The sequence below is a fragment of the Helicobacter apodemus genome (assembly GCF_000765745.2).
Taxonomy (GTDB): Bacteria; Campylobacterota; Campylobacteria; order Campylobacterales; family Helicobacteraceae; genus Helicobacter_D; species Helicobacter_D apodemus.
Window position 1 is genome coordinate 46,637 of the sequence record NZ_JRPC02000011.1, and the last position, 23,056, is coordinate 69,692.

Annotated in this window: 21 protein-coding genes and 1 pseudogene; 13 read left to right on the top strand and 9 right to left on the bottom strand. The window is 33.4% G+C overall.

The features are described from left to right. The first annotated feature begins 12 nt into the window (after positions 1-12). The gene (mnmG, locus tag LS72_RS05255; RefSeq protein ID WP_034552630.1) at positions 13-1,914 is read left to right on the top strand and encodes a tRNA uridine-5-carboxymethylaminomethyl(34) synthesis enzyme MnmG; all 1,902 of its coding nucleotides are present in this window, start codon (positions 13-15) and stop codon (positions 1,912-1,914) included. On the opposite strand, the gene LS72_RS05260 is transcribed toward mnmG, so the two are convergent. The 7 genes from LS72_RS05260 to accD form a co-directional block, all read right to left on the bottom strand. After that, complete coding sequence (locus LS72_RS05260) at positions 1,901-2,575, bottom strand: endonuclease (RefSeq protein WP_238700718.1); 675 nt, start codon at positions 2,573-2,575, stop codon at positions 1,901-1,903. The genes mnmG and LS72_RS05260 overlap by 14 nt on opposite strands. A 137-nt stretch (positions 2,576-2,712) precedes the next feature. Then, positions 2,713-3,465 carry an MnmC family methyltransferase gene (locus LS72_RS05265; protein WP_034552635.1) on the bottom strand — a complete coding sequence of 251 codons (753 nt, stop codon included), beginning with the start codon at positions 3,463-3,465 and terminating at the stop codon, positions 2,713-2,715. Further along, positions 3,459-4,154 carry an orotidine-5'-phosphate decarboxylase gene (gene pyrF, locus LS72_RS05270; RefSeq protein WP_034552638.1) on the bottom strand — a complete coding sequence of 232 codons (696 nt, stop codon included), beginning with the start codon at positions 4,152-4,154 and terminating at the stop codon, positions 3,459-3,461. Before pyrF ends, LS72_RS05265 begins: the two co-directional genes overlap by 7 nt. Before the next feature lie 8 nt (positions 4,155-4,162). Beyond that, positions 4,163-5,182 (bottom strand): hypothetical protein, encoded by a 1,020-nt coding sequence (locus tag LS72_RS05275; protein ID WP_034552640.1) that lies wholly within the window; start codon positions 5,180-5,182, stop codon positions 4,163-4,165. After that, positions 5,179-5,538: an RNA polymerase-binding protein DksA gene (gene dksA, locus LS72_RS05280; protein ID WP_034552642.1), complete on the bottom strand. Its 360-nt coding sequence runs from the start codon at positions 5,536-5,538 to the stop codon at positions 5,179-5,181. Before dksA ends, LS72_RS05275 begins: the two co-directional genes overlap by 4 nt. An 11-nt stretch (positions 5,539-5,549) precedes the next feature. Continuing rightward, the gene (locus LS72_RS05285; RefSeq protein WP_034552644.1) at positions 5,550-6,011 is read right to left on the bottom strand and encodes a 23S rRNA (pseudouridine(1915)-N(3))-methyltransferase RlmH; all 462 of its coding nucleotides are present in this window, start codon (positions 6,009-6,011) and stop codon (positions 5,550-5,552) included. After that, positions 6,008-6,856, bottom strand: coding sequence for an acetyl-CoA carboxylase, carboxyltransferase subunit beta (gene accD, locus LS72_RS05290; RefSeq protein ID WP_034552646.1), 849 nt, complete (start codon positions 6,854-6,856; stop codon positions 6,008-6,010). The genes LS72_RS05285 and accD overlap by 4 nt, the downstream gene beginning before the upstream one ends. Before the next feature lie 1,045 nt (positions 6,857-7,901). Here accD and LS72_RS05295 point away from each other — a divergent pair. The 12 genes from LS72_RS05295 (at position 7,902) to LS72_RS05345 (ending at position 17,813) form a co-directional block, all read left to right on the top strand. Then, on the top strand, positions 7,902-9,335 hold the full coding sequence (locus LS72_RS05295; RefSeq protein ID WP_138155149.1) for a DUF2972 domain-containing protein: 1,434 nt from the start codon (positions 7,902-7,904) through the stop codon (positions 9,333-9,335). Between the two features lie 100 nt (positions 9,336-9,435). Continuing rightward, a complete protein-coding gene (locus LS72_RS05300) occupies positions 9,436-11,754 on the top strand; it encodes a PEP-utilizing enzyme (RefSeq protein WP_034554851.1) in 2,319 nt (772 codons plus the stop codon). After that, complete coding sequence (locus LS72_RS05305) at positions 11,742-12,356, top strand: gamma-glutamyl-CDP-amidate hydrolase (protein WP_034554850.1); 615 nt, start codon at positions 11,742-11,744, stop codon at positions 12,354-12,356. Before LS72_RS05300 ends, LS72_RS05305 begins: the two co-directional genes overlap by 13 nt. Then, positions 12,353-12,607, top strand: coding sequence for a hypothetical protein (locus LS72_RS05310; RefSeq protein WP_034554849.1), 255 nt, complete (start codon positions 12,353-12,355; stop codon positions 12,605-12,607). The genes LS72_RS05305 and LS72_RS05310 overlap by 4 nt, the downstream gene beginning before the upstream one ends. Continuing rightward, on the top strand, positions 12,591-12,836 hold the full coding sequence (locus tag LS72_RS05315) for a hypothetical protein (protein WP_034554848.1): 246 nt from the start codon (positions 12,591-12,593) through the stop codon (positions 12,834-12,836). The genes LS72_RS05310 and LS72_RS05315 overlap by 17 nt, the downstream gene beginning before the upstream one ends. After that, positions 12,833-13,786, top strand: coding sequence for a CDP-glycerol glycerophosphotransferase family protein (locus LS72_RS05320; RefSeq protein ID WP_034554847.1), 954 nt, complete (start codon positions 12,833-12,835; stop codon positions 13,784-13,786). The genes LS72_RS05315 and LS72_RS05320 overlap by 4 nt, the downstream gene beginning before the upstream one ends. Further along, on the top strand, positions 13,758-13,943 hold the full coding sequence (locus LS72_RS11380; RefSeq protein ID WP_034554823.1) for a hypothetical protein: 186 nt from the start codon (positions 13,758-13,760) through the stop codon (positions 13,941-13,943). The genes LS72_RS05320 and LS72_RS11380 overlap by 29 nt, the downstream gene beginning before the upstream one ends. Beyond that, positions 13,940-14,698, top strand: coding sequence for a phosphocholine cytidylyltransferase family protein (locus tag LS72_RS05325; protein ID WP_034554822.1), 759 nt, complete (start codon positions 13,940-13,942; stop codon positions 14,696-14,698). The genes LS72_RS11380 and LS72_RS05325 overlap by 4 nt, the downstream gene beginning before the upstream one ends. Then, positions 14,698-15,525, top strand: coding sequence for a 3'(2'),5'-bisphosphate nucleotidase CysQ family protein (locus tag LS72_RS05330; RefSeq protein WP_034554821.1), 828 nt, complete (start codon positions 14,698-14,700; stop codon positions 15,523-15,525). The genes LS72_RS05325 and LS72_RS05330 overlap by 1 nt, the downstream gene beginning before the upstream one ends. 231 nt (positions 15,526-15,756) lie before the next feature. Continuing rightward, the gene (locus tag LS72_RS05335; RefSeq protein ID WP_034554820.1) at positions 15,757-16,152 is read left to right on the top strand and encodes a hypothetical protein; all 396 of its coding nucleotides are present in this window, start codon (positions 15,757-15,759) and stop codon (positions 16,150-16,152) included. A gap of 9 nt (positions 16,153-16,161) precedes the next feature. Then, complete coding sequence (locus LS72_RS05340; RefSeq protein WP_084590195.1) at positions 16,162-17,229, top strand: lipoprotein N-acyltransferase Lnb domain-containing protein; 1,068 nt, start codon at positions 16,162-16,164, stop codon at positions 17,227-17,229. Then, entirely contained in the window at positions 17,226-17,813 is a 588-nt protein-coding gene (locus LS72_RS05345; protein WP_034554818.1) for a hypothetical protein, read from the top strand. The genes LS72_RS05340 and LS72_RS05345 overlap by 4 nt, the downstream gene beginning before the upstream one ends. Before the next feature lie 218 nt (positions 17,814-18,031). On the opposite strand, the gene LS72_RS05350 is transcribed toward LS72_RS05345, so the two are convergent. Both LS72_RS05350 and LS72_RS05355 read right to left on the bottom strand, forming a co-directional pair. Continuing rightward, positions 18,032-19,813: a sodium:solute symporter family transporter gene (locus tag LS72_RS05350; protein WP_034554817.1), complete on the bottom strand. Its 1,782-nt coding sequence runs from the start codon at positions 19,811-19,813 to the stop codon at positions 18,032-18,034. Next, positions 19,810-22,953, bottom strand: a pseudogene (locus LS72_RS05355) (bifunctional proline dehydrogenase/L-glutamate gamma-semialdehyde dehydrogenase); the annotation flags it as partial. The gene LS72_RS05350 and the pseudogene LS72_RS05355, both read right to left, overlap by 4 nt. Positions 22,954-23,056 lie beyond the last annotated feature (103 nt).

Sequence of the window (23,056 nt, forward strand, 5' to 3'; positions counted from 1 at the left end):
TAAAGGTTAGAAATGGATTATGATGTTTTAGTTATTGGGGGCGGTCATGCTGGTATTGAAGCCTCTATCATAGCGGCTAAAATGGGTTGTAAAACACTTTTATTAACCATTTTAGTAGAGCAAATTGGTGCTGCAAGTTGCAATCCTGCTGTTGGCGGACTTGGTAAAGGGCATCTTGTTAAAGAAGTAGATGCACTTGGTGGAGTTATGGGATATATCACCGATAAAACAGGGATTCAATTCCGCACTCTTAATGCCTCAAAAGGTCCAGCCGTGCGTGGGACAAGAGCTCAAATTGATATGGATAGGTATAAAATCTTAGCAAGAGATTTATGTTACCAAACACCAAACCTAGAAGTTTCCCAGCAAATCGTAGAATCCCTTATTATAGAAAAAGACGCCATTAAGGGTGTAAAAACCAATATTGGCAAAATCTATCGGGCAAAAAAAGTGATTTTAACTACAGGGACATTTTTAAGGGGTAAAATTCATATTGGGGAGAATACTTCTAGTAATGGACGTTCTGGAGAGCCTCCTGCTATGGAACTTGGCAAATGTTTAGAATCTTTAGGGCTTGAAATAGGGCGTTTAAAAACAGGAACTTGTGCGAGAATTAAAGGGAGTAGCATTAACTTTGAATGTTTAGAAAAACATTATGGCGATACCCCAGCCCCTTATTTTAGTCAAGAAACCACTAAAGAATTAGGGGAGCAAACATTTGCCCCAACCCAACTACCCTGCTATGTAACCTACACTAATGCTAAAACCCACCAAATCATTCGCGATAATTTTCATCGCACCCCTCTTTTTACAGGGCAAATTGAAGGTGTGGGTCCAAGATATTGCCCAAGCATTGAAGATAAAGTTTATCGCTTTAGCGATAAAGAGAGACATCAGCTATTCTTAGAACCCCAAACATTAGAGGCTAATGAATATTATATTAATGGCTTAACAACCTCTCTACCCTTTGATGTTCAAGAAGCAATTATTCATAGTATTGAAGGTTTAGAAAATGCAGAAATTGTGCGTTATGGTTATGCTATTGAATATGATTATATTAATCCCACAGAGCTAAAACATACACTAGAAACAAAAAAAATAAAAAATCTCTATTGTGCAGGGCAGATTAATGGAACAACTGGCTATGAAGAAGCAGCCGCTCAAGGAATCCTAGCTGGTATCAATGCTGCCTTAAGTGCTAAGGGTAAAGAACCTATTATCCTTAAACGCAATGAAGCTTATTTGGGAGTTATGATTGATGATTTAGTTACCAAAGGGACAAAAGAACCTTATAGAATGTTTAGTTCCCGTGCAGAATATCGCCTCTTGTTGCGTGAAGATAATGCGATTTTTAGACTTGGGGAATTAGCCTATAAATTAGGCTTAATGCCACAGATAGAATATCAAAGATTACTTAAAGATAAGCAATGCATACAAGAGGGGTTAAAATGGCTTAGGGAGACTTCTATAACCCCAACACTAGAAATTCTAAATCTCCTACAATCCTTAAAAGAAGAAAAAATTAGCGATAAAACAACTTGGCAAATTATTTTTAGCCGCAGGAGTTTTGATTTATCTAAACTCCTACAAATTTCTACACTCATTCCAACGCCTTTTAAATCCTTTTCACTCCGTGCTTTAGAGCAAATTCTAATAGAAGCAAAATACGCAAGCTATATCCAAAAGCAACAAATGCTTATTGATAATATGGATAAAATGTTAAGCATTCAAATTCCGGATAATTTTAACTATGAAATCCCAAGTCTTAGCCTAGAAATTATAGAAAAACTCAAGAAATTCACCCCAAAAAGTCTTTTTGAAGCTAGTGAAATTAGCGGTATCACACCTGCTAGTTTAGAGGTTTTACAGCTTTATATCCATCTCCACCATAAAAACCTCGTTAAAACCTCATAAGTTTTTGCATTTTTTGCACTCTTAAAAAATTCCTAAAATCCCGCTCTTTTTTATCCATAGGATACATCTTGTCCCACCTCTGCATTAATTGACGCTCTGTTTTAGAGAGCCTTATTTTATAAGTTTTTTCCATATACAAATAACTCCTAGCAATCCAACCCTTAGAATAATTTGCTGGATAAAATTCTTTATCTTTGAAATTTGCATAAACTTTACATTGTCCATATTGATTTAAAAGCCATCTTCTAGGGGCTTCTCTAAAGGGAAGATTCCCCCTATCGGCATTTATCTCACCAATAGTAGGAACGATATTTTGCAAATCTCCCTCCATTTTCTTAAATAAAGAATCATTGGCACATTCCCTCCTACCTCCTCTTTTCCAACAAGCTAAATGTTTGCCAAAGGTATGTGCTGGCATTATATGTTCTAGCTCTATTTGTCTAGCCCTTAAGTTGATTTTACCCTCTTTAGTGTATCTGTTTCTAGGGGTATAAGAGGGGCTAGGAATAATCTGGAAGCTATTTTTCACCCACCTAAAAGGGGTGTTACAATAAAAATCCCTTTGGTAATGGGGATTATCTTGTAAAAACTGGATTAAAGTAGTCTTGGCTGTAGCAAAAGAATCCGCTAAAGAAATTTGCAAGATCACTAAAATACTCACCAAGAAACGCATATTCTACCTTTGAACTAAACTTTTTTGTTTATGGATTGAAATCCTGAAATCTGCATTTAGTAAAACTTTGTTGATAAAAGCTAAGTATCCTGCTCTTGTTTGTGGAATTAAGATTTAAATATATATTATTTTTCATCATATAAGGCTTTTAAACACTTATTTAAAGCAATTTTATGGGGAATATCTATAGCTATAATTTTTGAAACATTTTCAATTTCCAAACAAGGATTAGCCACTTTGGTAAAAATAACAGAATCCCGCACCTCTTTTTGCTTTAACAAATAAGGTATAAAACCCGCTAAATAAGCACTATAGAGCATAGAAGAATTTTGCGAATAAGTCGTAATAATACAATCCCCTGAAGTCATTTCAAAAAGCTTTTTAAAATACTCATAAGTCCAAAGCATTTTATTCTTTTTAGGGCTAAAGGCATCTTGAAAGACAATATCAAAGCTTCCTTTTAAATGCGTTAAAGTCTCTCTAGCTTCTCCTAAATGCAGATAAACCTTAAGTTTTTTCTCCTCATAATATTGTTCTGTGATGAGTTTGTTTAAAATATGCTTATCTAGATTCTTAGGGTAGTTATAAGCATTAAGTGATGCAAGGAGTGTTTTATCTATCTCTGGAGAGTGAATCTCCCAAACACCCTTATATCCCCTATCTCTTGTATAGCTTATCAAGGCAAGTGTGTTATAACCTAATCCAAAACAAATATCTAAAACCTTTAAAGAATCTTTATAGAAAGCATAAGCAAAACTTGGGTAAATATGCTTATGCATTGTTTCTTTTAAAGCACCATCGCGGAGATTATGATAATGCTCACCAAAATATTGATTAAAGAGTGTAAAGCTTGAATCTTGTGTTAAAACTTCTAACAAGATAATTCCATAGTCTCTAAAATTTTCTTAACAACTTCTTGTGGATTTGCCGCCTTATAAATTGGGCGTCCTACGACAATAAAATCACTCATTGCTTCTTTGGCATCTTGCAAATTCGCTATCCTCTTTTGATCTCCACTTCCCTCACCAAAAGGTCTTATAGCTGGTGTTAAGGTCAAAAAATCCCGACTAAAGGTTTGTTTAATCTGTAAAGATTCTAGACAAGAACACACTATGCCATTTACTCCAACGCTAGAAGCTATTTTTGCAAACTCTAAGACTTGGGAGGGAATATCCCTATGATAGATTTCAAAAAATGATTCTTCATCAAAGCTTGTTAAAGCACTAACTGCCATAACCAAAGGAGGATTTTCAATAACTTTTAAACGTTCCATAACTTCACGCATACCCCCTCTACCACTACTAGCGTGTAGAGTAACCATATCAACGTCAAGCTTAGCGATTTCATCAATGCTATCACCCATTGTATTAGGAATATCATAAAGCTTCAAATCCAAAAAAATCTTAAAGGCAGGATTAATGGCTTTAATAGCATGCAAAAATGCTTGTCCATCGCGTATAAAGCTTCGTAATCCAACTTTAACCCAAATCCCATAATCCCTTAAAAGTTCTAATAAATCAAGATTTTCTTTTGCACTTGCTAAATCAAGAGCAACACAAAGCTTCACAATCTCTCCTAATCCAACAAAAAGAGTTCTAAGGGATATTTTTTGCCAACGCTTTTTAAATCCAAATAGGCACGAATCTTTAAAAACTCATTTTGGGGATAAGTATTTAATCGCTCTTTAGCTTCATCAAGCATTTCTAAATCTAATAAAACATAAAAATACGCCATTTCAGCTTTCTCATCCTCATTTGCTAAGTTTTCAAATAAACTAACCCATAAACCCGGCTCATAGCATTTTTTGATTTTTTGTGCTAAATGCAAATAGTCTTCTTTGGTATATTCTACTTCCTTGCAAAGTTTAGCAATTTCTTCATTATTAAGTTGGATTTTTTTAGCATAGCACATTCCAAGCATTGTATCGGCTAAATCTTTATTCATCTTTACTTCACTAAGAAAATGCTTAATATCCTTAGTAGCACCTTTATCAAGAATCTTCTTAAACGCTGCTTGCTTATATTCATTGTCAAAATGCGATTTTTTTAAAACCTCTAAAGCAAATTTTTCATCATTTTCAATTTGATTAAAAGTATTTTGACGCATAAAAGAGGAATTATTAGGGAGCGAGAAACGTTTAAGATTCACATCTTTTCCTTTCTTTAAATCTCCTAAAATCTCTAAAAGCTCATCTAATCTGCTCTCACCACTTTTTGCTAACACTCCCTCTTTAACACCAAAAGTAAGATTATCAAGTAAAATAGAAAGCCTTTTATAGCAATCCATACTTGGTTGCTTAAGGGATACTTTCTTATCTAAGAGTTGATTTTCAATTTGTTCTAATAAAAGCTTATAATCATTTTTATATTTATTTTCTCTTCTCCACATCCGATATATACCACCAAGACGCAAACACACAATAATGATAAAAAACAATAAAACAGGAATAACAAACCAAATTGCTAAAGGTAATGTAATAGTATATGGACTAAAAGGTATATGATAAGTATATCTCTCTCCACTTAAAGAATAAACATACAATCCCAAAAGCACAACAAAGACTAGCAAAGCTCCTAAATAATATTTCCATTTCATACTTTATCCTTTAGATCTTTTTCAATAATTTCTCGGCATACTATACAATATTTTGCGTGGGGTTTTGCTTTTAATCTCCCAAGTGCTATATGTTCATTACACATTTCACAAATCCCATACACTCCATTTTCTATTTTTTCTAAAGCTATCTCAATATATTCTAATTCTTGACGATGCTTTTGAAAAATTGACTTCTCTAAAGTATTTTCTGCACTCATTGTTGCATAATCCGCTTCATCTCCTTTTATATTACGCATTTGTTCGACATTGCTTTGGTGTTGAGCATTATGCTCCAAAATCGCATTCTTCTTAGCCAACAAAACCTTTTTAAAACCCTCTAACTTATCCTGATGCATAACTCTCCCTTTCACTTATGATAAGGATGATTGTTTAACAAACAAAAACCCCGATAAATTTGTTCACTCAATACAATTCTTGCTATACTATGACTAAAAGTTAATGATGATAAAGAAACGCATAAATCACACTCGTGTAAAAACCCCTGTTCTAATCCATAAGCCCCTCCAATAAAAAATACAATCTCTGCCTTATCTTTTAATATTTCAGCAAACCCAAAGGTATCTAGGCTTCTCCCCTCTGGAGTGAGTGCAACCTTATAAGAAGTTTCTTTAAAAACTTTAAGAAATGCTTGTGTATAAGCCCTTTTTGCTTCTATTCCATTATTTTTTTGACCATCCTTAATGTTTTTGCAAAACATATTCACAAATTCCATTTTGACTCTAAAATAAGAGACTAGACGTTTATACTCTTCACAAAGATGATTGCTTAGAGCATCTTTTGCAATATAATAAACTATTACCTTAATCAAGGATTCACTTTAAAATATTCTAAAAGCTGTGCAAGGGTGCTTTTCATCTCTTTGCGTTGTACTATCATATCAATCAATCCGTGTTCTAACAAAAACTCCGCGGTTTGGAATCTTGGCGGTAAATCCTCCCCAATAGTCTGCTTAATCACTCTAGCACCAGCAAATCCTATCATTGCTCCAGGCTCTGCCATAATAATATCACCCAAAAAGGCAAAAGAAGCACTAACACCCCCCATTGTAGGATCACTAAGTATAGAGATAAAAGGCAATCTCTCTGCACTTAAAGCATTAAGGGCTGTAGAAGTCTTTGCCATTTGCATTAAAGAATAGGTAGATTCTTGCATTCTAGCTCCACCACTTGCACTTATGATAATTAAAGGGAATTTTTTAGCAATAGCACGATTAATAGCACGCACGATCTTTTCACCCTCTACAGAGGCTAAAGATCCCCCCATAAAGTTAAAATCAAACAAAACTAATTCAACTTCTATTCCTTCAATTTTGCACTCACCGCTAACAATAGAACTGGGTCGCCCACATTTTTTTTGGTATTCCTCAATCCGTTTTTTATAGCTTTTTTTATCAACAAATTTCAAAGGATCATTAGGGGATAATTCTTTATCATATTCGATAAAGCTACCTTCATCACAAAGCAAAGCGATTCTATCATCAAGGCTAATTCTCATATGGAAATTACACTTTGGGCAAGTATGGAATTGCAATACTACCTCCTTATAATAGGTGAGTGCATTACAACTAGGACATTTCACCCAATGACTAGGGGCTTCTTGGGGAGTAGCTCTTTCATCTTTCGTAAAATTTTTAAAAAAATCCGCAAATCCCACTTACACTCCTTGCACAACATACTAAAGCCCTAATCATAATATATTTTTTTTTAATATTGATTAAAATCAAGGAGACTTTATTACGCCATTCACTCTATTTATCTTTATGTAATCAGGATTTAATCCACCTCCTCACAAATCCTAAGAAACTTTTGGAAATATTATCAAGAGTTTCTTAGGATTTGTGCTGATGCTAATATTACCTAATCCCCCCCCCATTATCTGCTATAATAATTTCTTTATTTTTATAGTTTATGTTTAAGATTAATTGACTTTTATCTTCTAAAAGAGAATCTTTATTCAAAGAAAGCAATGAAGCTAAAATAAACTAAAGCAATTAAAGAAAACATTAATGATGAATAACAAAATTAATAAACATCTTAACAATAAGGAATCCTTGAATGTCTCACTCTAACCCTAACTTTAATCCAAACAGCCCCAATCCCTATAAAGATTCCCCCCTTAATTCTTTTAACCTTTCCTTTAGAATAAAAAACCATTTAGCATACCAATTAGGTTCTAAACTTATAGATTACGATAAACAAAGAAAGCAACACTTAATGCTAAAGAATAGCAATAATCCTTTCCTTAACCTCTATAACTTTATAAGAGGGGGGGGGGGGAAATATCTTTATTAATTTGCCTTTATAAAATAAAGCAAAGACATAAAACTAATACAAGATTCTACAACCAAGCCCTTGAGGTATTCCCACAACTTAAAAATCCTCCGCTTTCTTCCTATCCTGCTTTAGAGGTTATAAAACTTAAAAATCATCTTTCTTATAAATTAGGAGAAGCTTTTATCTTAGCTAATAAAACTTGGTATAAGGGAGGATATTTAAAACTCTACACTAATCTTAAAAAAGCCAAAGAAGACTATAAAATCTTTCAAAAACAAAAAGCTTTTTTAGAAACTTATGCTTCTATCTTTAATACTATTCCGCTTAAAAAATTAGAAATACTCATCAAAGATTTACAAACTAATCCTTATCCTTTAGAAAGATTAGAACTTATTATTGCAAAGGCTAGGGCTATTAACTTTGAAGTGTTATTTTCTAAACATTTAGATTTTCTTTTAAACCATTCTCAAATTATTTTAGAATGGTTAGAATCTAAAGAATTTAAAGAACAATATATAAAGACTAATCATCCTTATCCCCCTTTACTTAATCCTAAGAGATTATATAAGAAAGAAAGCATAGAAGTAAAATCTCAAAGAGAGGATAAGGAGAGTAAAGAAGAGCTAAGTAAGCAACAAGGAGATAATATACAAGAGAATTTAAAGCCTTATGCAAACTTAAGTTATGAGAGTATTCCTGCTTCCCTTGCTTGGGATTTGAATTTGCCATTGCCCGCTACATTTTTGTGGATTACACCACATGGTGCTGGGGCTACCGCTTTTTATAGGTACCTCATTAGATGTTGTGGGGTTTCGTGTATCTTGCCTAGGATTGAATTAGATGGGAAAGGAAAATATTGTAATAACTATAGACCTATCAACAATGGAGAGGCTCAAGTAATTAGTATTTCTGAATTTGTCTATACAAAAGATTATGATAAATATTTATCATTATTTAATCAAAATTTACCTATCGTCTTTACTATAAGAGATCCAATAGGATTGATTAAGCATGTTTATGGGAGAGATGCTAGAGGCTTCTTTGCTGCAAATAAAAGAAATAGAACCAAATTTAATTTGACTCATAATTGGCATAATTACTCAGATTTTTTGAAACCAAGCAAGAGAAGTATGTATGATGATGACTTTAGATATATGAAACGTTTTTGTTTTATTTATAGTGCATTGATAAAATATTTTAATACTCGTAACATTTATTATATTGATATGAGTGAGATAAGCCAACAAAGAGCATTTGAAACTATGACTAATTTAGCTCATAAATTTGGATTTAATCCACCAAGCGAAGAAAGTAAGATGATTTTTAAGATGAAAGAATTTAGAGGATATATTAGGTATTTGCTCCCCTTAAGATTATATGCAAACAAAGCAGATATTCCAAATTTATTTAAAAAAGATCAAGAAAATAAGGAAAATTTTTTAATTGATGAAAAAAATAGTGTGGTTTTAACCCTTAATCGCCTACAAAATGATAAAAATGTTATTAATATTTTGCCCCAAATTATCCAAAATGATTTGTGTAATGATATGGGGGTTTATGTGAGTAAAGAACATTTAGAAATTTTAGAAAATGATAAAGAATTTTATAGTGCTACAAAAGAGTATTTAAAAGACTTTTGTGAGGCTATTAAAGAAGAGCTTGATAGGACAGAGGAGATGATGCTAAAAGAAAAGGATGTTTTGGAATATTTGAGAGATAATACAAAAGTAAAAGAAAATCTAAAGGCTATTTTGGATGAGGAGTTAATGCATATTAAGGAAGTAAGACCTGATATTGTAAAGTCTTGGAAATATTATCAAGAGTTTCTTAGGATTTGTGAGGGAGAGGAGGAATGTTAGGGTGAAGGTGTTAGAGAATTTCGGTATAATTTGCACTTAAATTTGTATGCAGTCTTAGTGATTAAATTCCTTAAAGATTAACAAAAGTTAAAGGATAGTAATGGCGTTAAAATTTCTTTCTAAAGCACAGAATCTTAAGCAGCTAAAGCCTCTTTTAAAGAGTGCGGAAATTTTGCCCTTAGTTATTACTAAAGCTAAAGATAGGCAAAAGGCTCTTTTAGCAATACAATCTTTAGGGAGTGAATATGTTATCATAAGGAGTTCTTCTTGTAATGAGGATAGTCAAGAATGTTCTAATGCGGGGGCTTTTTTAAGTCTTGCAAATATCAAAAATGAAGAATCTTCTTTGCTTAAGGCTTTAGATGAAGTAGCGGATTCTATGCCTAATGATGAGGATGAGATCCTCATTCAACCTATGCTTAAGAGTATTACACTTTGTGGAGTGGGGTTTAGTGTCGATAAAGAAAATTTTTCGCCTTATTTTTGCTTGCAATATGACAAAAGTGGCTCTAGCAGTGGTATTACTGATGGCACTTCTAAAGAGGTAGTAAGTTTTTTTCATTATCGTTTTGTAGAGTGCAAGAATCCACAAATGCAAAAAATTATCGCTTTGATTTTAGAGCTTGAATCTTTGTTTGAATGCAATTATTTGGATGTTGAATTTGCTATGACTAAAGAGGATAAGCTTTATTGTCTGCAAGTGCGTCCGCTTGTGATGAAAGATAAAATTAACCTCTATGAATTTGTTCCTTTAGAAGCTTTAAAACGACTTCAAAAACGTTTTATAAATCTACAAAAACCTGCTCTTGATGTTTATGGAGAGAGGGCTATTTTTGGCGTTATGCCTGATTGGAATCCCGCTGAAATTATTGGGCTTAGACCTAAACGATTAGCTTTGAGTTTGTATAAAGAAATTATTACCGATAATATTTGGGCTTATCAAAGGGATAATTATGGTTATCTAAATCTCCGCTCTCATCCTCTAATGCACTCTTTTTTGGGTATTCCTTATATTGATGTGCGGTTATCTTTTAATTCCTTTATTCCTAAAAGTTTAGATAAAAAAATTACTAAAAAGCTTGTAGATTATTATTTGCAATCTTTAACAACAAGCCCCCATTTGCACGATAAAATAGAATTTGGTGTTGTTTTTTCTTGTTATGATCTTAATACCCCTAAAAAACTTCAAAAATTACTTGACTTTGGGTTTAATGAAAATGAAATTAAAAGGTTGGAATTTTCCCTTTTAGAGCTTACAAATTCTATTATTAAGCACAAAAAAGGACTTTATTTAAAAGATATTAAAAAAATTAAACGATTAAAGGCTTATTATGAGGAAATAAAAGAATCTTCTTTGCCACTTATTGATAAGATTTATTGGCTTATTGAGGAGTGTAAGAGGTATGGGACGCTTCCTTTTGCTGGAGTTGCTAGAGCGGGATTTGTAGCGGTATCTATGCTAAATTCTTTGGTAGAGATTGGAATTTTTACCCCTGCTTTAAAGGAGAGTTTTTTAAACTCTTTAAAGAGTGTAAGTAAGCAATTAAGTGAAGCCACAAAGAATCTTAATGAAACCAATAAAGAAGAGTTTTTAAGAGAGTTTGGGCATTTAAGGGCGGGGACTTATAATATCCTCTCTCCACGTTATGATGAAGCTTTTTTGGATTATTTTAATGATGTTTTAAAGGTGCAAGTTGAAAAACAAAGTGTGATTGAAGAGACATTTTGCTTGAATGATAAGCAGAAAAAAGAGCTTGATAATATGCTTTGTGAAAATGGTTTGGAAGTTAATGCAGAGGAGTTTTTGAAGTTTTTGCGTTTGGCTATTGAAGGTAGGGAATATGCGAAATTTGAATTTACTAAATTATTATCCCTTGTGCTAGTGTATATTGGAGAGCTTGGGGAGTATTATGGGATTAGTAAGGAGGATATAGCACATTTAGATATAAAAAATATTTTATCTCTATATTCCTCGCTTTATTCTAAGAATCCAAGAGAGAGATTTTTAGATGAGATAGAGCGGCATAAGGAGGAATATAAGATTACTCAAGCCCTTAAGCTTCCTTCCTTGCTTTGTAATGATGAGGAAATTTTTAGTTTTTTTAGTAGTGGAGCGGTGGCAAATTTCATTACCCAAAAAAGTATTACCGCCTTTGTCGCTTTAGAAAAGCAAAAGGATATAAAGGGGAAAATCGTGCTTATTTATGCCGCAGATCCCGGATATGATTATTTATTTGCTAAAGAGATTGCGGGGTTTATTACTTGTTATGGTGGGGCTAATTCTCATATGGCAATTCGGGCATCAGAGATTGGATTACCCGCAGCTATTGGGGTAGGGGAAGAGGCTTTTAATCAATACTTACAAAGTAAGAAATTGACCTTAGATTGTCAAAGTGGGCAGATTTTATGTCTTTTATAGGGATCTCTCAACGCTTACTTGAAAATACCGATTATGTTGAAATAAGGGAGGCTTTGAGTTTAGAGTGGGGGGAGTTTTTTAATAAGTATTTATTGGGGTATTTACCCCTACCTCTAGATTACAACATAGATTTTTGTCGATATATTCCCTCTATAAAAGCGGTGATTTTAAGTGGGGGGAATGATTTATCTATGCTTAACCAAAATCCTCTTTGTCAAATGCGTGATATTTATGAGCGTAAGATTATTGAAGTTTGTATGCAATATAATATTCCACTTTTGGGTATTTGTCGTGGGGCACAGATGATTGCTAGTTATTTTCATTCGCATTTGCAAAAGGTGCTTTGCCATATAGGGGAGCATAATATTACAGAAATTAGCACTAAGCGGCAGTTTTGGGTTAATTCCTTTCATAATTATGGGATTAGGGTGTTAGGGGAGGAATTAGAGGCTTTAAGCCTAGCAGAGGATGAGAGCATAGAATCTTTTAGGCATAGGAGATTGCACCTCTATGGTATAATGTGGCATATAGAGCGTAAAGGAGGAATGGATGGGGATAATACTTTTTATCAATGGAAAGATTCTTTTAAAGGGGAGATATGAAAGTAGTTTATGCACCAAGTTTTAGGGGTTCTATGGATGATTTGCATACAAATGTGGTTTGTGGGTTTGAAATTGGGGTTTTAGAGAGATTATGCGAGATTGTCGGGGATAAAGGCGAAGTTCTCTATCTCCCACATACACAGGTGCCAAAGACTTATCATACAACAATCTTAGAATCTCTTGAGGGTTGTCCTATTTCCCACATTAACCAAATGCAAAAGGCAAAAGATACGGATGTATTTAGTGAGTGATTTTAGCAATCGTATTTTTGAATATTCTTTGAGTTTTGCTAAACCAAGCATTGTGTTTTTAAGTGGTATTACCGGGATTAGTTTTAATCAAGATAAATTTTATAAACTTTTGCAAGATTGTGCTTATTTTGCTTTTAGTTTGAAAGACTTAAAAGATATTTGCAAAACTTTAGATTTTAAAGCTAAGACAAGAGAGATAGAGAGCTTTTTACAGAGGGATTTCTTATGAATATACAAGAGCAAATTAACGCCTTTATCTCTCAAACTACCTCTAAGATTCAATCCTATTTGAGTAATGAGAGAAAAAATATTTTAGTGATTGCCTATTACCCTACTTATCGCAAACATTTTGGGGATTTAATTAAAAAATTAAAGCAAGATTACAATGTGATTACTATCGTAGATAGAATCTTAAATGATGAGTTTGAAAGCAGCGGAAATGCGAATGTTTTGTTTCCTTGGAGGCTTGTTGAAAATGGAGAGATTTATTATTTAAATGCAGAGATTCCTAATATTGATTTGATTTTAACAGCTGATCAAGTCGGATATGAGGAGGGTAGGATTGATAGGGAGTTTTTGAGTAAGAGTGCTAAACGCATTTATTTTCCTCATAGTCTCATAGAGGCTACCGGGAATCCTCTTGTTGTTGATTATATCCTCTCTCCTATAAGCATTACAACACATGCTTATAAGAAGCATAAAAAAGGTGCGAAAATCTTAAATGCAGGTTACCCTAAATTTGATAAATCTTTAGAGGAATATCACGAAACACTCTTAAATACTATTACTTATGCACCGTTCTTGCGTTATGTGGATGAGAGTAATAATGTTTATGTGAATCTCTTTATAGGTTATGAAAATAATTTGGTGGAATGGTTATTAGAAAATACCCATTACCAAATATCTTATCGCGCACATCCTTTGAATGTCTATGCTAATCACGGATATTATCAGCTTATCAAAGAGAATTGGAGGAATGAGGAGAGGGTAAGCTTTGATGAGGCATTAGGGAGTGGGTTTTATAATTTTAGTGATTTTGTGCTAAGTGATTATTCTAGCAGTGCTTATACTTTTGCTTTAACGACTCTTAAACCTTCCTTTTTTTATAAACCCCATAAAACCAATTCTAATCTTGAAAAATATATCCCTTATGTCTGCGGGGGGGGGGGGATATGCTAGGAGATTAAAGGAATTAAAGAGTCAAATAGAAACTTGTGATTTCTCTAAAATGCGTTTAAAGATTGAAAATTTTAGAGAAGAGATTGTGTTTAACATCGGCAAATCCGAAAATTATATTTTAGAATCCATAGAGGATATTTTGAAAGGAAAAACATGAAAGCCCTTATTCTAGCTGCTGGATTTGGTTCAAGGCTTATGCCTTTAACACAACATAATCCGAAGTGTATGGTGGAGTATCAAGGTAGAAAAATACTTGATTATGAAATTACCGCTTTAAGGGAGGCTGGAATTTCAAAAATAGCGGTTGTTGGAGGATATTTATTTGAGGTTTTAAGCACTTATCTTCAAAGCAATTTTGCTATTAAGGATATTTATTATAATCCTAGCTTTAATACAAGTAATATGGTTAAAACACTTTTTTGTGCTAGGGAGTGGATAGAATCTTGTATTAAAGAAAAAGAGGATTTGATTGTCTCTTATGCGGATATCGTGTATTTTAAAGAGAGTGTTTGTAAGCTTCAAAGTGCTAATGCCCCTCTTAGTGTTGTGATTGATAAGCAATGGAGGAGGCTTTGGGAGCAACGATTTAGCAATCCTTTAGAGGATGCAGAAACCTTAAAAATTGTAAATGGGAAAATTGTTGAACTTGGGAAAAAGGCGTTTAGTTATGAAGAGATTGAGGGGCAGTATATCGGGCTTTTTAAGTTTTCTTATGGGTTTTTGCCTGAAGTTTTAAGCTTTTATGATACTTTAGATAGAAAAGCTACTTATGAGGGAAAGGATTTTGACAATATGTATATGACAAGTTTTTTACAAGCATTAATCGATAATTTTCATAATGCAGAGCCTGTTGAGATTTATGGAAATTGGTGTGAGATTGATTTTAAAAGTGATTTGGAGATAAAGATTTAATGCAAACTTTACTTTATCGAAGTGCTTTAATTGCACTAAAGGCTGGAGAGATAGCGTTAAGGTATTATGGGGGTAGGGAATATACCTTAAAAGAAGATTCTTCACCCCTTACACAAGCAGATTTAGAATCTAATGCTTATATTTTAGAGCATTTAGCCCTTATTGCTCCTTATAAGATTTGCTCTGAAGAGGCAGTTTTGGATTATGAGGAACGTAAAAGTTTAGAATATTATTGGCTCATTGACCCGCTTGATGGGACAAAGGATTTTATAGCACAAAATGGAGGCTGGACGATTAATATCGCCTTAATTTACAAAAAGCGTCCGATTTTAGGCGTTGTGTATGCTCCTTGCTTTAATGAGCTTTATATAGCTTTGCAAGGTTTAGGAGCTTTTAGTTTTGATAGTGTTTTGTTAAAGCGGAGTAACCCTACCTTACAATGGCTAAAAGAGCATAAGCAAAAGCTTAATGGAGAGCGAAAAATACAAGATTCACAGCTTATCGCTTGTGATTCTATGTTTCATAGCACACAAGAGACTTTAGAGTTTCTTAAAAAATATGATTTAAAGGCTTATAAATGTGGCTCTTCTTTAAAGGTTTGTACGCTTGCTAAAGGAGAGGCGGATATTTATCCTCGCTTTAATGGCACGAGCGAATGGGATATGGCAGCTTGTGATATTATTTTGCAAGAGAGTGGAGGGGTGATTATTGATAAACAAACAAAAAAACCTTTAGAATATAATAAGTCTAGTATTAAAAATAATCATTTCATTGCCTTTGCTAAAAGCCAAATTGGTCAAGCAATTTATAGGGATTTTCTAAGATAGGCATTAAAAGAGTCTTTTAGAGCCTTTTATGGTATAAGCAAAGTTTTATTTTATTAATTAAAAAGTGTGAAAAAGATTCTATTACTAGTTGGAATGCCTAGTTCTTAATATTAGAGAGGCAGGAATCCTCGTTCGTTTGGGTAATCAAAAAGATTAGAGGATTTAAAGATTTGCTTGTTAGAGAAAATTTAAGATATAATTTTTGCTTAAAATATTTTAAAAGGAGTCATAATGAAAAAGGTTTTAGTATTTGGAGTAATTTTAGGAGTGGTTTTAGGGGGGTGTGCGACTATTTCAAACCAGCCAAAACAAAAAATATCCATAACTACAAGCAATGGAGAGTCTGTTGTAGCAGATATTAATGGAAATAAGGTAGATTTACCTGTTTATGATATGAAAATATCTCGTTCCAAAGGGGCTACGATAAAGATTTTAAAAGTTGATAATCCGTGCTATGAAGATACACAACTTAGAATCGAGGGAAAAGATAGTTTAAGTGGATGGTTTTGGGGAAATATTTTAACGGGTGGTACAACCGGCTCGGTTATTGATGCTGTAACAGGTAGTATGTGGACTTATACTAACCCTAATTTTGTAGTTCCTGTTAAAAAGACATATTGCAATTAAATCTTTGTAATGAGGATTTTATTGCGTATCATAATAGTCTGTGCTGTTATTTTAATACCTACTTTTGGTTTAGATTCTCACCTTGAATCAAAACCTTTAATACAATCACTCTCTACATCTCAACAATGGCTATCTTTGCTACATTTTCGGGGCAAGGAGTCATTAATCAATCAAAAATCAGGCTTTTTTCTCTCTAGTGATGGTTCTAAAAACGCACAAAATGAGCTTTTAGTGACGATTAATACTATGCTTGAAGATGCAAGTTTAGCAAAAGAGGGAGAAGAATCCACATTTTGTCGCTATCCTGCAAGAGCAATGTTCCTATCGCAGTTTATTCCAGAGATTAAAAAAGGCATAAAATTGATACGATGTGATTCCTTTATGGAGTTTATGCAAATTGTTCCTTTTGATGATGTAGGATTGACTTATGCAACAGAGAGTGATATTTATCCGGGTTCTGCAATGGGGCATATTTATCTCACATTACAAGGCGAAGCAAAACAAGATTTTCATAAAGTATTCTCAGAAGGTAATGTGCTAGATTTTAAAAAGGGGGATTATTTATCTTATGGGATTAGCTTCTTTGCCGATGCAGATTTAGGCATTAATCCCATTTCTTATATAAGGGCAATAATAGGCAAACTCAATGGCGTTTATTCTCTATCGCCTTTGGATAATATAGATTTTGAATATCTCCAAAATGAAGAAAGGACAATTTGGAGATTTACATTAGATTTAGATTCTAAAGAAAAGCAGTTAATCGCCGCTCATTTATGGGAACTTAGAGATAAAAGTATTGATTATTCTTTTATTGATCATAATTGTAATGATGCACTAAAAAACATTTTAAGAGTCGCCAATGAGTCATTCTTTACAGAGCAAAGTAAGCCTTATCAGACACCCGTAGAATATATCCAATCACTTCAAAATGCAGGAAAGATAGTAAAGGTTGAAACACAATCTCCTAAAAACAAGCAAAAATTTGTCGATAAATACGGCTATAACGATATTTTCAAACTCGTAAAAGTGCTAAAGCAATGTTGGGATACACATATAGTAGCGGGGATTCTTTATTGAATGCTTATTTTGCACCGATTTATTCGGATATGCGAAATGTCAATAATGCTTATCGTGAGCTTATAGAATCGCGACTTGCTAGTGTTGATGTGGCTTTTAACCTTAAGAATAACCAAGTTTTTATACGCGAAGTTGAGTTGTTACATCTCTCCTCAATACTTGATTTTTATCGGACACAGAGTTTATCAAAATATTTAAATATAAGTTTTAAGAATCCACTGCAAGAGCAAAGGCATACACGATTGAAGCCAAATATGTCTGTTGGAGGCGGGATTGGTAGTTATATAGGCGATATGAGTGTTTATGTTATGCCCCTTTTGGGATATGATTATGAAAAAGAGCATAACGCATTTCTTGATATGCGTGCGGGCATTGTGATGCGTTTTAAAAGTGCAAGGCTTATAGGGAGTTATGATTATTATGTGGATATTAAAAATCAAAGAGGTTGGAAGCAAAAATGGAGCGCATTTGTAGGATTTAATCTCTATAAGCAGTGGGATTTTTTTGTCCAAACACATATTCATAAGATGATTAATAATACAAATACTATTACCTTGCAAAGTGGCATAAGCATAAATTTTTAATTCTTTAAAAGAGACTAAATTGGATGAATCTTGAAAATCTTGCTAGATTCTATTAAAAATAATTCACTATATTGGTTTAGATATGGGTTGTCTTGATTTCTAGGATCGATTTTAATGCTAACAAGTGGTATTTTCATAAGGCAAGTGAAAACTAGCCTTTTGCAATTTAAGGAATTTACAATTAAGATTGGGGGTAAAAGGGACACCCCCTAGAGAGATTATAAATGTTTAAGCATTGTTTCATAAGCACTCTTTGTGCCAGGACGCACATTTGTGAGTAGGCTTCCGATGATAATAGCGATAGAGGCACCAAAAAATCCCGGAATAATCTCATAAATGCCATATTGAGCCATAAAGTTTTTCCAACCTACTACTACGATTGTTCCTGTTAGCATACCAGCAATTGCCCCAACTCTTGTCATTCTACTCCAAAATAGAGAAAAAAGCATAACAGAACCAAAACTTGCCCCAAACCCTGCCCAAGCATAGGTTACAATGCTAAAAACACTAGAATTTCTATCTGTAGAGATAAAAAAGGCAATACAAGCTACGAGTAAAACCCCTATTTTTCCTAAGTTTAAAACCATTTGGCTAGAGGCGTCTTGTTGGAAGATTCTTTTATAAAAATCCTCAGCAAGGGTCGAGCTAGAAACAAGAAGTTGCGAACTAGCTGTGCTCATAATCGCTGCTAAAATGGCACTTAGTAAAATACCAGCAATCCAAGGATTAAAGAGGAGTTGGGACATTACAATAAAAATTTTTTCAGGGTCACTTAAAGAGAGGTCAAATTTATTAATATAAGCAATGCCTAGTATCCCTATTAAACAAGAACCAATTAGGCAAAGCACCATCCAAGAAATCCCAATAATAGTAGCTGTTGGTATATCTTTAGTGGAGCGGATAGACATAAATCGCACTAAAATATGGGGTTGCCCAAAATACCCTAATCCCCAAGCAAGAGCTGATATAACACCTACCAAAGAAACACCTTCAAACCAAGCTAATCTTTCTTTAACTTCAAAAGTGATTTTTGTAATACCTTGCAGAAGCATTTTAAGGCTTTCTTTATCATTGTTTTGCAAACTTTGCTCTAATTTAAGGGCTAATTCTTTTGGAAAATAGTGTTTTTTTGTGTTGTTATCAAATAGAGTAAGAATAGATTCTTTTTTATAGTCTCCTTTTATATTTTTATCACTAATTGCCCTATCATTAGAATCTTTTAAGGATTGTATGAGTAACAAGATTTGCTCTTTAGACTCTTTAGAATCTAAATTTTGTAGCATATTAGGGATTATATTTTGGATTTGTAAAATTTGTTTATTGGCGTTATCGGAAGCTTTAATGTATTGTAATGCCTCTTTATAGCCTCCTAAATGGGAGAGCATAACAATAGGGACTATGATTAAAGCACACAACATTAAAAAACCTTGAATCATATCCGTCCAGCACACTGCTTTATAACCCCCCAAAAAGGTATATAACACAATAATTAAGGTTCCTATAGTTAAAGCATAGCCATATTCAATCCCAAAAGTGCTTTCAAAGAGTTTTGCGCCTGATACAAGCCCAGATGAAATATAAAGGGTAAAGAAGATTAAAATAACAATAGCACAGAGGATTCTTAAAATATGCTTATCATCATCAAAACGCGTTTCAAAATAATCAGGAATTGTAATAGAATCTGCAATTACACTTGTATAAATTCTAAGTCTCTTTGCAATAAAAATCCAATTAAGTGCCGCACCAATGGTTAAGCCAATAGCAATATAAGCCTCTATAAATCCGCTAATATATAAAGCACCCGGTAAGCCCATTAACAGCCAACCGCTCATATCTGAAGCTCCAGCACTAAGAGCGGATACAACAGGACCAATAGAACGTCCGCCTAGAAAATAATCTTCTGCATTTTTATTTTTCTTATAAAAATAAAACCCAATAAAAAGCATTAAGGCAGAATAAGCCACAAACATAATGGTAATTTCGGTGTTAATATTTATCATAAGCTCTCCTTGAAATTTTTTAAAGCACGAATCCCTAGATTTCCATAGCGATGATAGGATATGCTTAAGGATTTTTCATTATGGTAATAAAGCCATTCAAAACGACCATTTAATGAAGGCTTTTCTCTAATGATGATTTTTGCACCTTTAGCACATTCTTGATAAATGGGGTCTTTGGGATTTGGGGTTTGAAAATACCTTATTCTTTCAAAAGTCGGGATTTTATGGATAAAATCTTGTTGATTTTCTTTTACAAATCCTACTTTCATTCCTAGCTTTTGGCAAATTTCTTGAGCTAGGGTTATTTTGCTGTGCTTTTCAAAGCTAACTAAAAGTGGAATCTCTAGTAATGATGCCCCAAGAATGCTTCCTAAAATATCTTTTAGGGTATCATTTTGACTTACACGATAAGCCATATTTGCAATCTTTGTATAAGAAAAGAGATTATCTTCACCCCTAATATTGACATAATCTTTTGCTTTTTCAAATTCATTGTGTAAATGATAAGTATAAGATTGTGCCATAAGGTTTAATGTGCTTAAATATTCTTTATCATCTTTTGAAAGCTCTAAATTTAGATTTTGTAGTGCTGTAGAGATTAAGTTTTGTTCTAAGTTATTATCGGCTTGTGTTTGAGTAATGTTTAAAAATTGTGTAATATAGTTGTAAAATCCTACTTTTCTCCCATACCCAATGGCGGATTTTTTAATCCCACCAAAGGGTTGGCGAAGCACTATGGCTCCTGTGGTGGGTTTATTGATATAAATATTCCCTGCTTGTATATGAGTGTGGAAAAAATCCCATTCTCTTTCATCTAGGCTTTCAAAACCAGCGGTTAAACCATAGCCCGTAGAATTTGCAATTTCAATGGCTTCTTTCAAATCTTTAGCCTTTATAACACTTAAAATGGGTGCAAATAACTCATTGCAATGCGTAAAATCTCCCGCTTTTGTGCCATATTTAATACCCGTGGTCATTAAATGGGGATTATCCTCAATAAATGTTGGCTTTAAAGCCCATTCTTCATAGGGTGCTAATTCCTCAAGGGCTTTAAGGACTTTGGCGTTAGGTTTATCTGCTAATGCTCCAAGTTTGTTTTTAAATTCAAAGGGAGAGCCTACTCTCAAAGAACTTGTTGCATCAACAAGGGTGTTTTTAAAGTTTTCATCCTCATAAACCTCTTCTTCTAAAATTAGTAAAGAAGTAGCAGAACATTTTTGTCCAGAATTAGAAAAAGCCGAGTGGATAATGTTTTTTATCGCACTATCCCTATCAGCAAACTTGGATACGATGGTGGCATTTTTACCCCCTGTTTCTGCACTAAGTAATAAAGTAGGATTTGATTCTAGCATAGCATAAGCGGTTTCTTCTCCACCTGTTAAAATAGCAAAATTAATAGCGGAATCTTTTAAGAGATGGGTAGAAATATCACTGCCATTAGAGGGGAGAAAAATAAGAGCGTCTTTTGGAATGCCACTATCATAAAAACATTGTGCTAACATATAGCCTGTAAGGGTTGAGAGGGAAGAGGGTTTATAGATAACAACATTCCCTGCTGCTAGTGGTGCTGCAATAGTGCCCACAGAAATACCAATAGGAAAATTCCAAGGAGCGATACTTACGCCTATGCCCTTAGGGGTAAAGGTAGTTTTTGGGTTTTGGACTTGAAGCTCTTTTAGGGAGTGAGGGTAAAATTCTAAGAAATCTATGGCTTCGCTTACTTCAGCGTCAATTTCAATAAAGGTTTTACCCACTTCTAAAGCGGCTAATCCTATTAAATCGCCTCTTCTTTCGCGTAAAATTTGGGCAGTTTGTGCCAAAATTTTATGAATATCTTCAAAGCTTTTTTGTTTGAAATTAGAATTTTTTGCTACTTCAAGAGCTTGTTTAATTTCTTTTTCTCTTGCTAAATAGACTTTACCAATTTCTTTTTGATGGATTTTATCTTTTATGCTTTTTGAAGCTAAGGATTCTTTATTGATATTGTATTCCCCTATAACCGGATATGCTTCATAATTTTCAAGGTTTTGGTATTTTTTTGCAATCTTTTTTGCCCATTGTCTATTTTGTGAGAGAATAAAATCTGTGTCGCTTTCATTAGTGAAGCTATTAGAAGTATAAGAGCTTTTAGCAATTTGTTCTTTGTTTCTATCTTGTTTGCGTCTTGAATCATTATTAAGCGTTGGGATACCTGCTAGAGATTTTAAGAAAATTTCTTTTTGGGTATTCCAGTTTTTATCATTAACTACTAGATTGAAAAAATACCGCATAAAGTTTTCTTCACTAGTGTTTTCATCTAATCGCCTCACTAAATACGCAATGGCATTATTGAAGTGTGATTCTTCACACACGGGTGCATAGAGGATTAAATTATGGATTTTTGAGAGCTCATAAGAGCATTGCAGACTCATCCCCTCTAGCATTTCAAAGGTAAAAGAGGGAAGTGCATTAGCGTGAGTGATTCTTGTATAGGCATACGCAATTTCAAAAATATTATGGCTTGCAATACCAATATGGATATATTTATAATTATCCCCTTGCAGGATAAAATCTAGCATTTTATTGTAATTGCTATCGGTGTCTATTTTGTTATTAAATGTAGGTAGCTCCCATCCTTTTTGTGAAGCAATAGTCTCTTCGCTCTCCATATTTGCACCTTTAACAAAGCGGATTTTAATAGGCTTTTTACCTTTTAATACTCTCTCTTTAGAGAATGCAAAAAGTTTTTTGAGATAATGATAAGAATCTGGGATATAAGCTTGCAAGACAATTCCTGCATAAATATCAAATTTAGCAATGCTTTCCATAAAAGATTCTATAGTGAGCTCAAGATCTCTAAATTCCTCCATATCAAGATTGATAAACTTAGGTTGATTTTGCCTCTTTTCTTCTTGTAAGGCTAGAGAGTAAAGATAATCAAGCCTTTTTGTAGCTTCTTTTTTAGAGTATTCAAAATCTATAATATTAATTTGTGAAAAAATAGTTGTAATTTTGATAGAAATATAAGTGATAGAGTTTGATTTAATGGCTTCTTCGTATTTTTTAAGCCTAAAAGAGCTCTCCATTTCCCCTAATACTTCCTCACCAATGAGATTAATATTAAGCGTGATATTATCCTTATATTTTCTTGTGCGGATATGCTGTTATAGGGGGTAGTTTTATTTCAAAGTGCAAATTTTAAAAGCGAAGTGCTTTAAAGTGCGATAAAATAGAAGTTTGTTCTTTAAATTACTTCGATTTAAA

What these genes read in the sequence shown, in the direction of transcription:
- mnmG (WP_034552630.1), top strand. Translation starts at nt 13, where the DNA reads ATGGATTATGATGTTTTAGTTATTGGGGGCGGTCATGCTGGTATTGAA.
- LS72_RS05275 (WP_034552640.1), bottom strand. Translation starts at nt 5,182, where the DNA reads ATGAAATGGAAATATTATTTAGGAGCTTTGCTAGTCTTTGTTGTGCTT.
- dksA (WP_034552642.1), bottom strand. Translation starts at nt 5,538, where the DNA reads ATGCATCAGGATAAGTTAGAGGGTTTTAAAAAGGTTTTGTTGGCTAAG.
- LS72_RS05300 (WP_034554851.1), top strand. Translation starts at nt 9,436, where the DNA reads ATGGCGTTAAAATTTCTTTCTAAAGCACAGAATCTTAAGCAGCTAAAG.
- LS72_RS05305 (WP_034554850.1), top strand. Translation starts at nt 11,742, where the DNA reads ATGTCTTTTATAGGGATCTCTCAACGCTTACTTGAAAATACCGATTAT.
- LS72_RS05310 (WP_034554849.1), top strand. Translation starts at nt 12,353, where the DNA reads ATGAAAGTAGTTTATGCACCAAGTTTTAGGGGTTCTATGGATGATTTG.
- LS72_RS05315 (WP_034554848.1), top strand. Translation starts at nt 12,591, where the DNA reads ATGTATTTAGTGAGTGATTTTAGCAATCGTATTTTTGAATATTCTTTG.
- LS72_RS05320 (WP_034554847.1), top strand. Translation starts at nt 12,833, where the DNA reads ATGAATATACAAGAGCAAATTAACGCCTTTATCTCTCAAACTACCTCT.
- LS72_RS11380 (WP_034554823.1), top strand. Translation starts at nt 13,758, where the DNA reads ATGTCTGCGGGGGGGGGGGGATATGCTAGGAGATTAAAGGAATTAAAG.
- LS72_RS05325 (WP_034554822.1), top strand. Translation starts at nt 13,940, where the DNA reads ATGAAAGCCCTTATTCTAGCTGCTGGATTTGGTTCAAGGCTTATGCCT.
- LS72_RS05330 (WP_034554821.1), top strand. Translation starts at nt 14,698, where the DNA reads ATGCAAACTTTACTTTATCGAAGTGCTTTAATTGCACTAAAGGCTGGA.
- LS72_RS05335 (WP_034554820.1), top strand. Translation starts at nt 15,757, where the DNA reads ATGAAAAAGGTTTTAGTATTTGGAGTAATTTTAGGAGTGGTTTTAGGG.
- LS72_RS05340 (WP_084590195.1), top strand. Translation starts at nt 16,162, where the DNA reads ATGAGGATTTTATTGCGTATCATAATAGTCTGTGCTGTTATTTTAATA.
- LS72_RS05350 (WP_034554817.1), bottom strand. Translation starts at nt 19,813, where the DNA reads ATGATAAATATTAACACCGAAATTACCATTATGTTTGTGGCTTATTCT.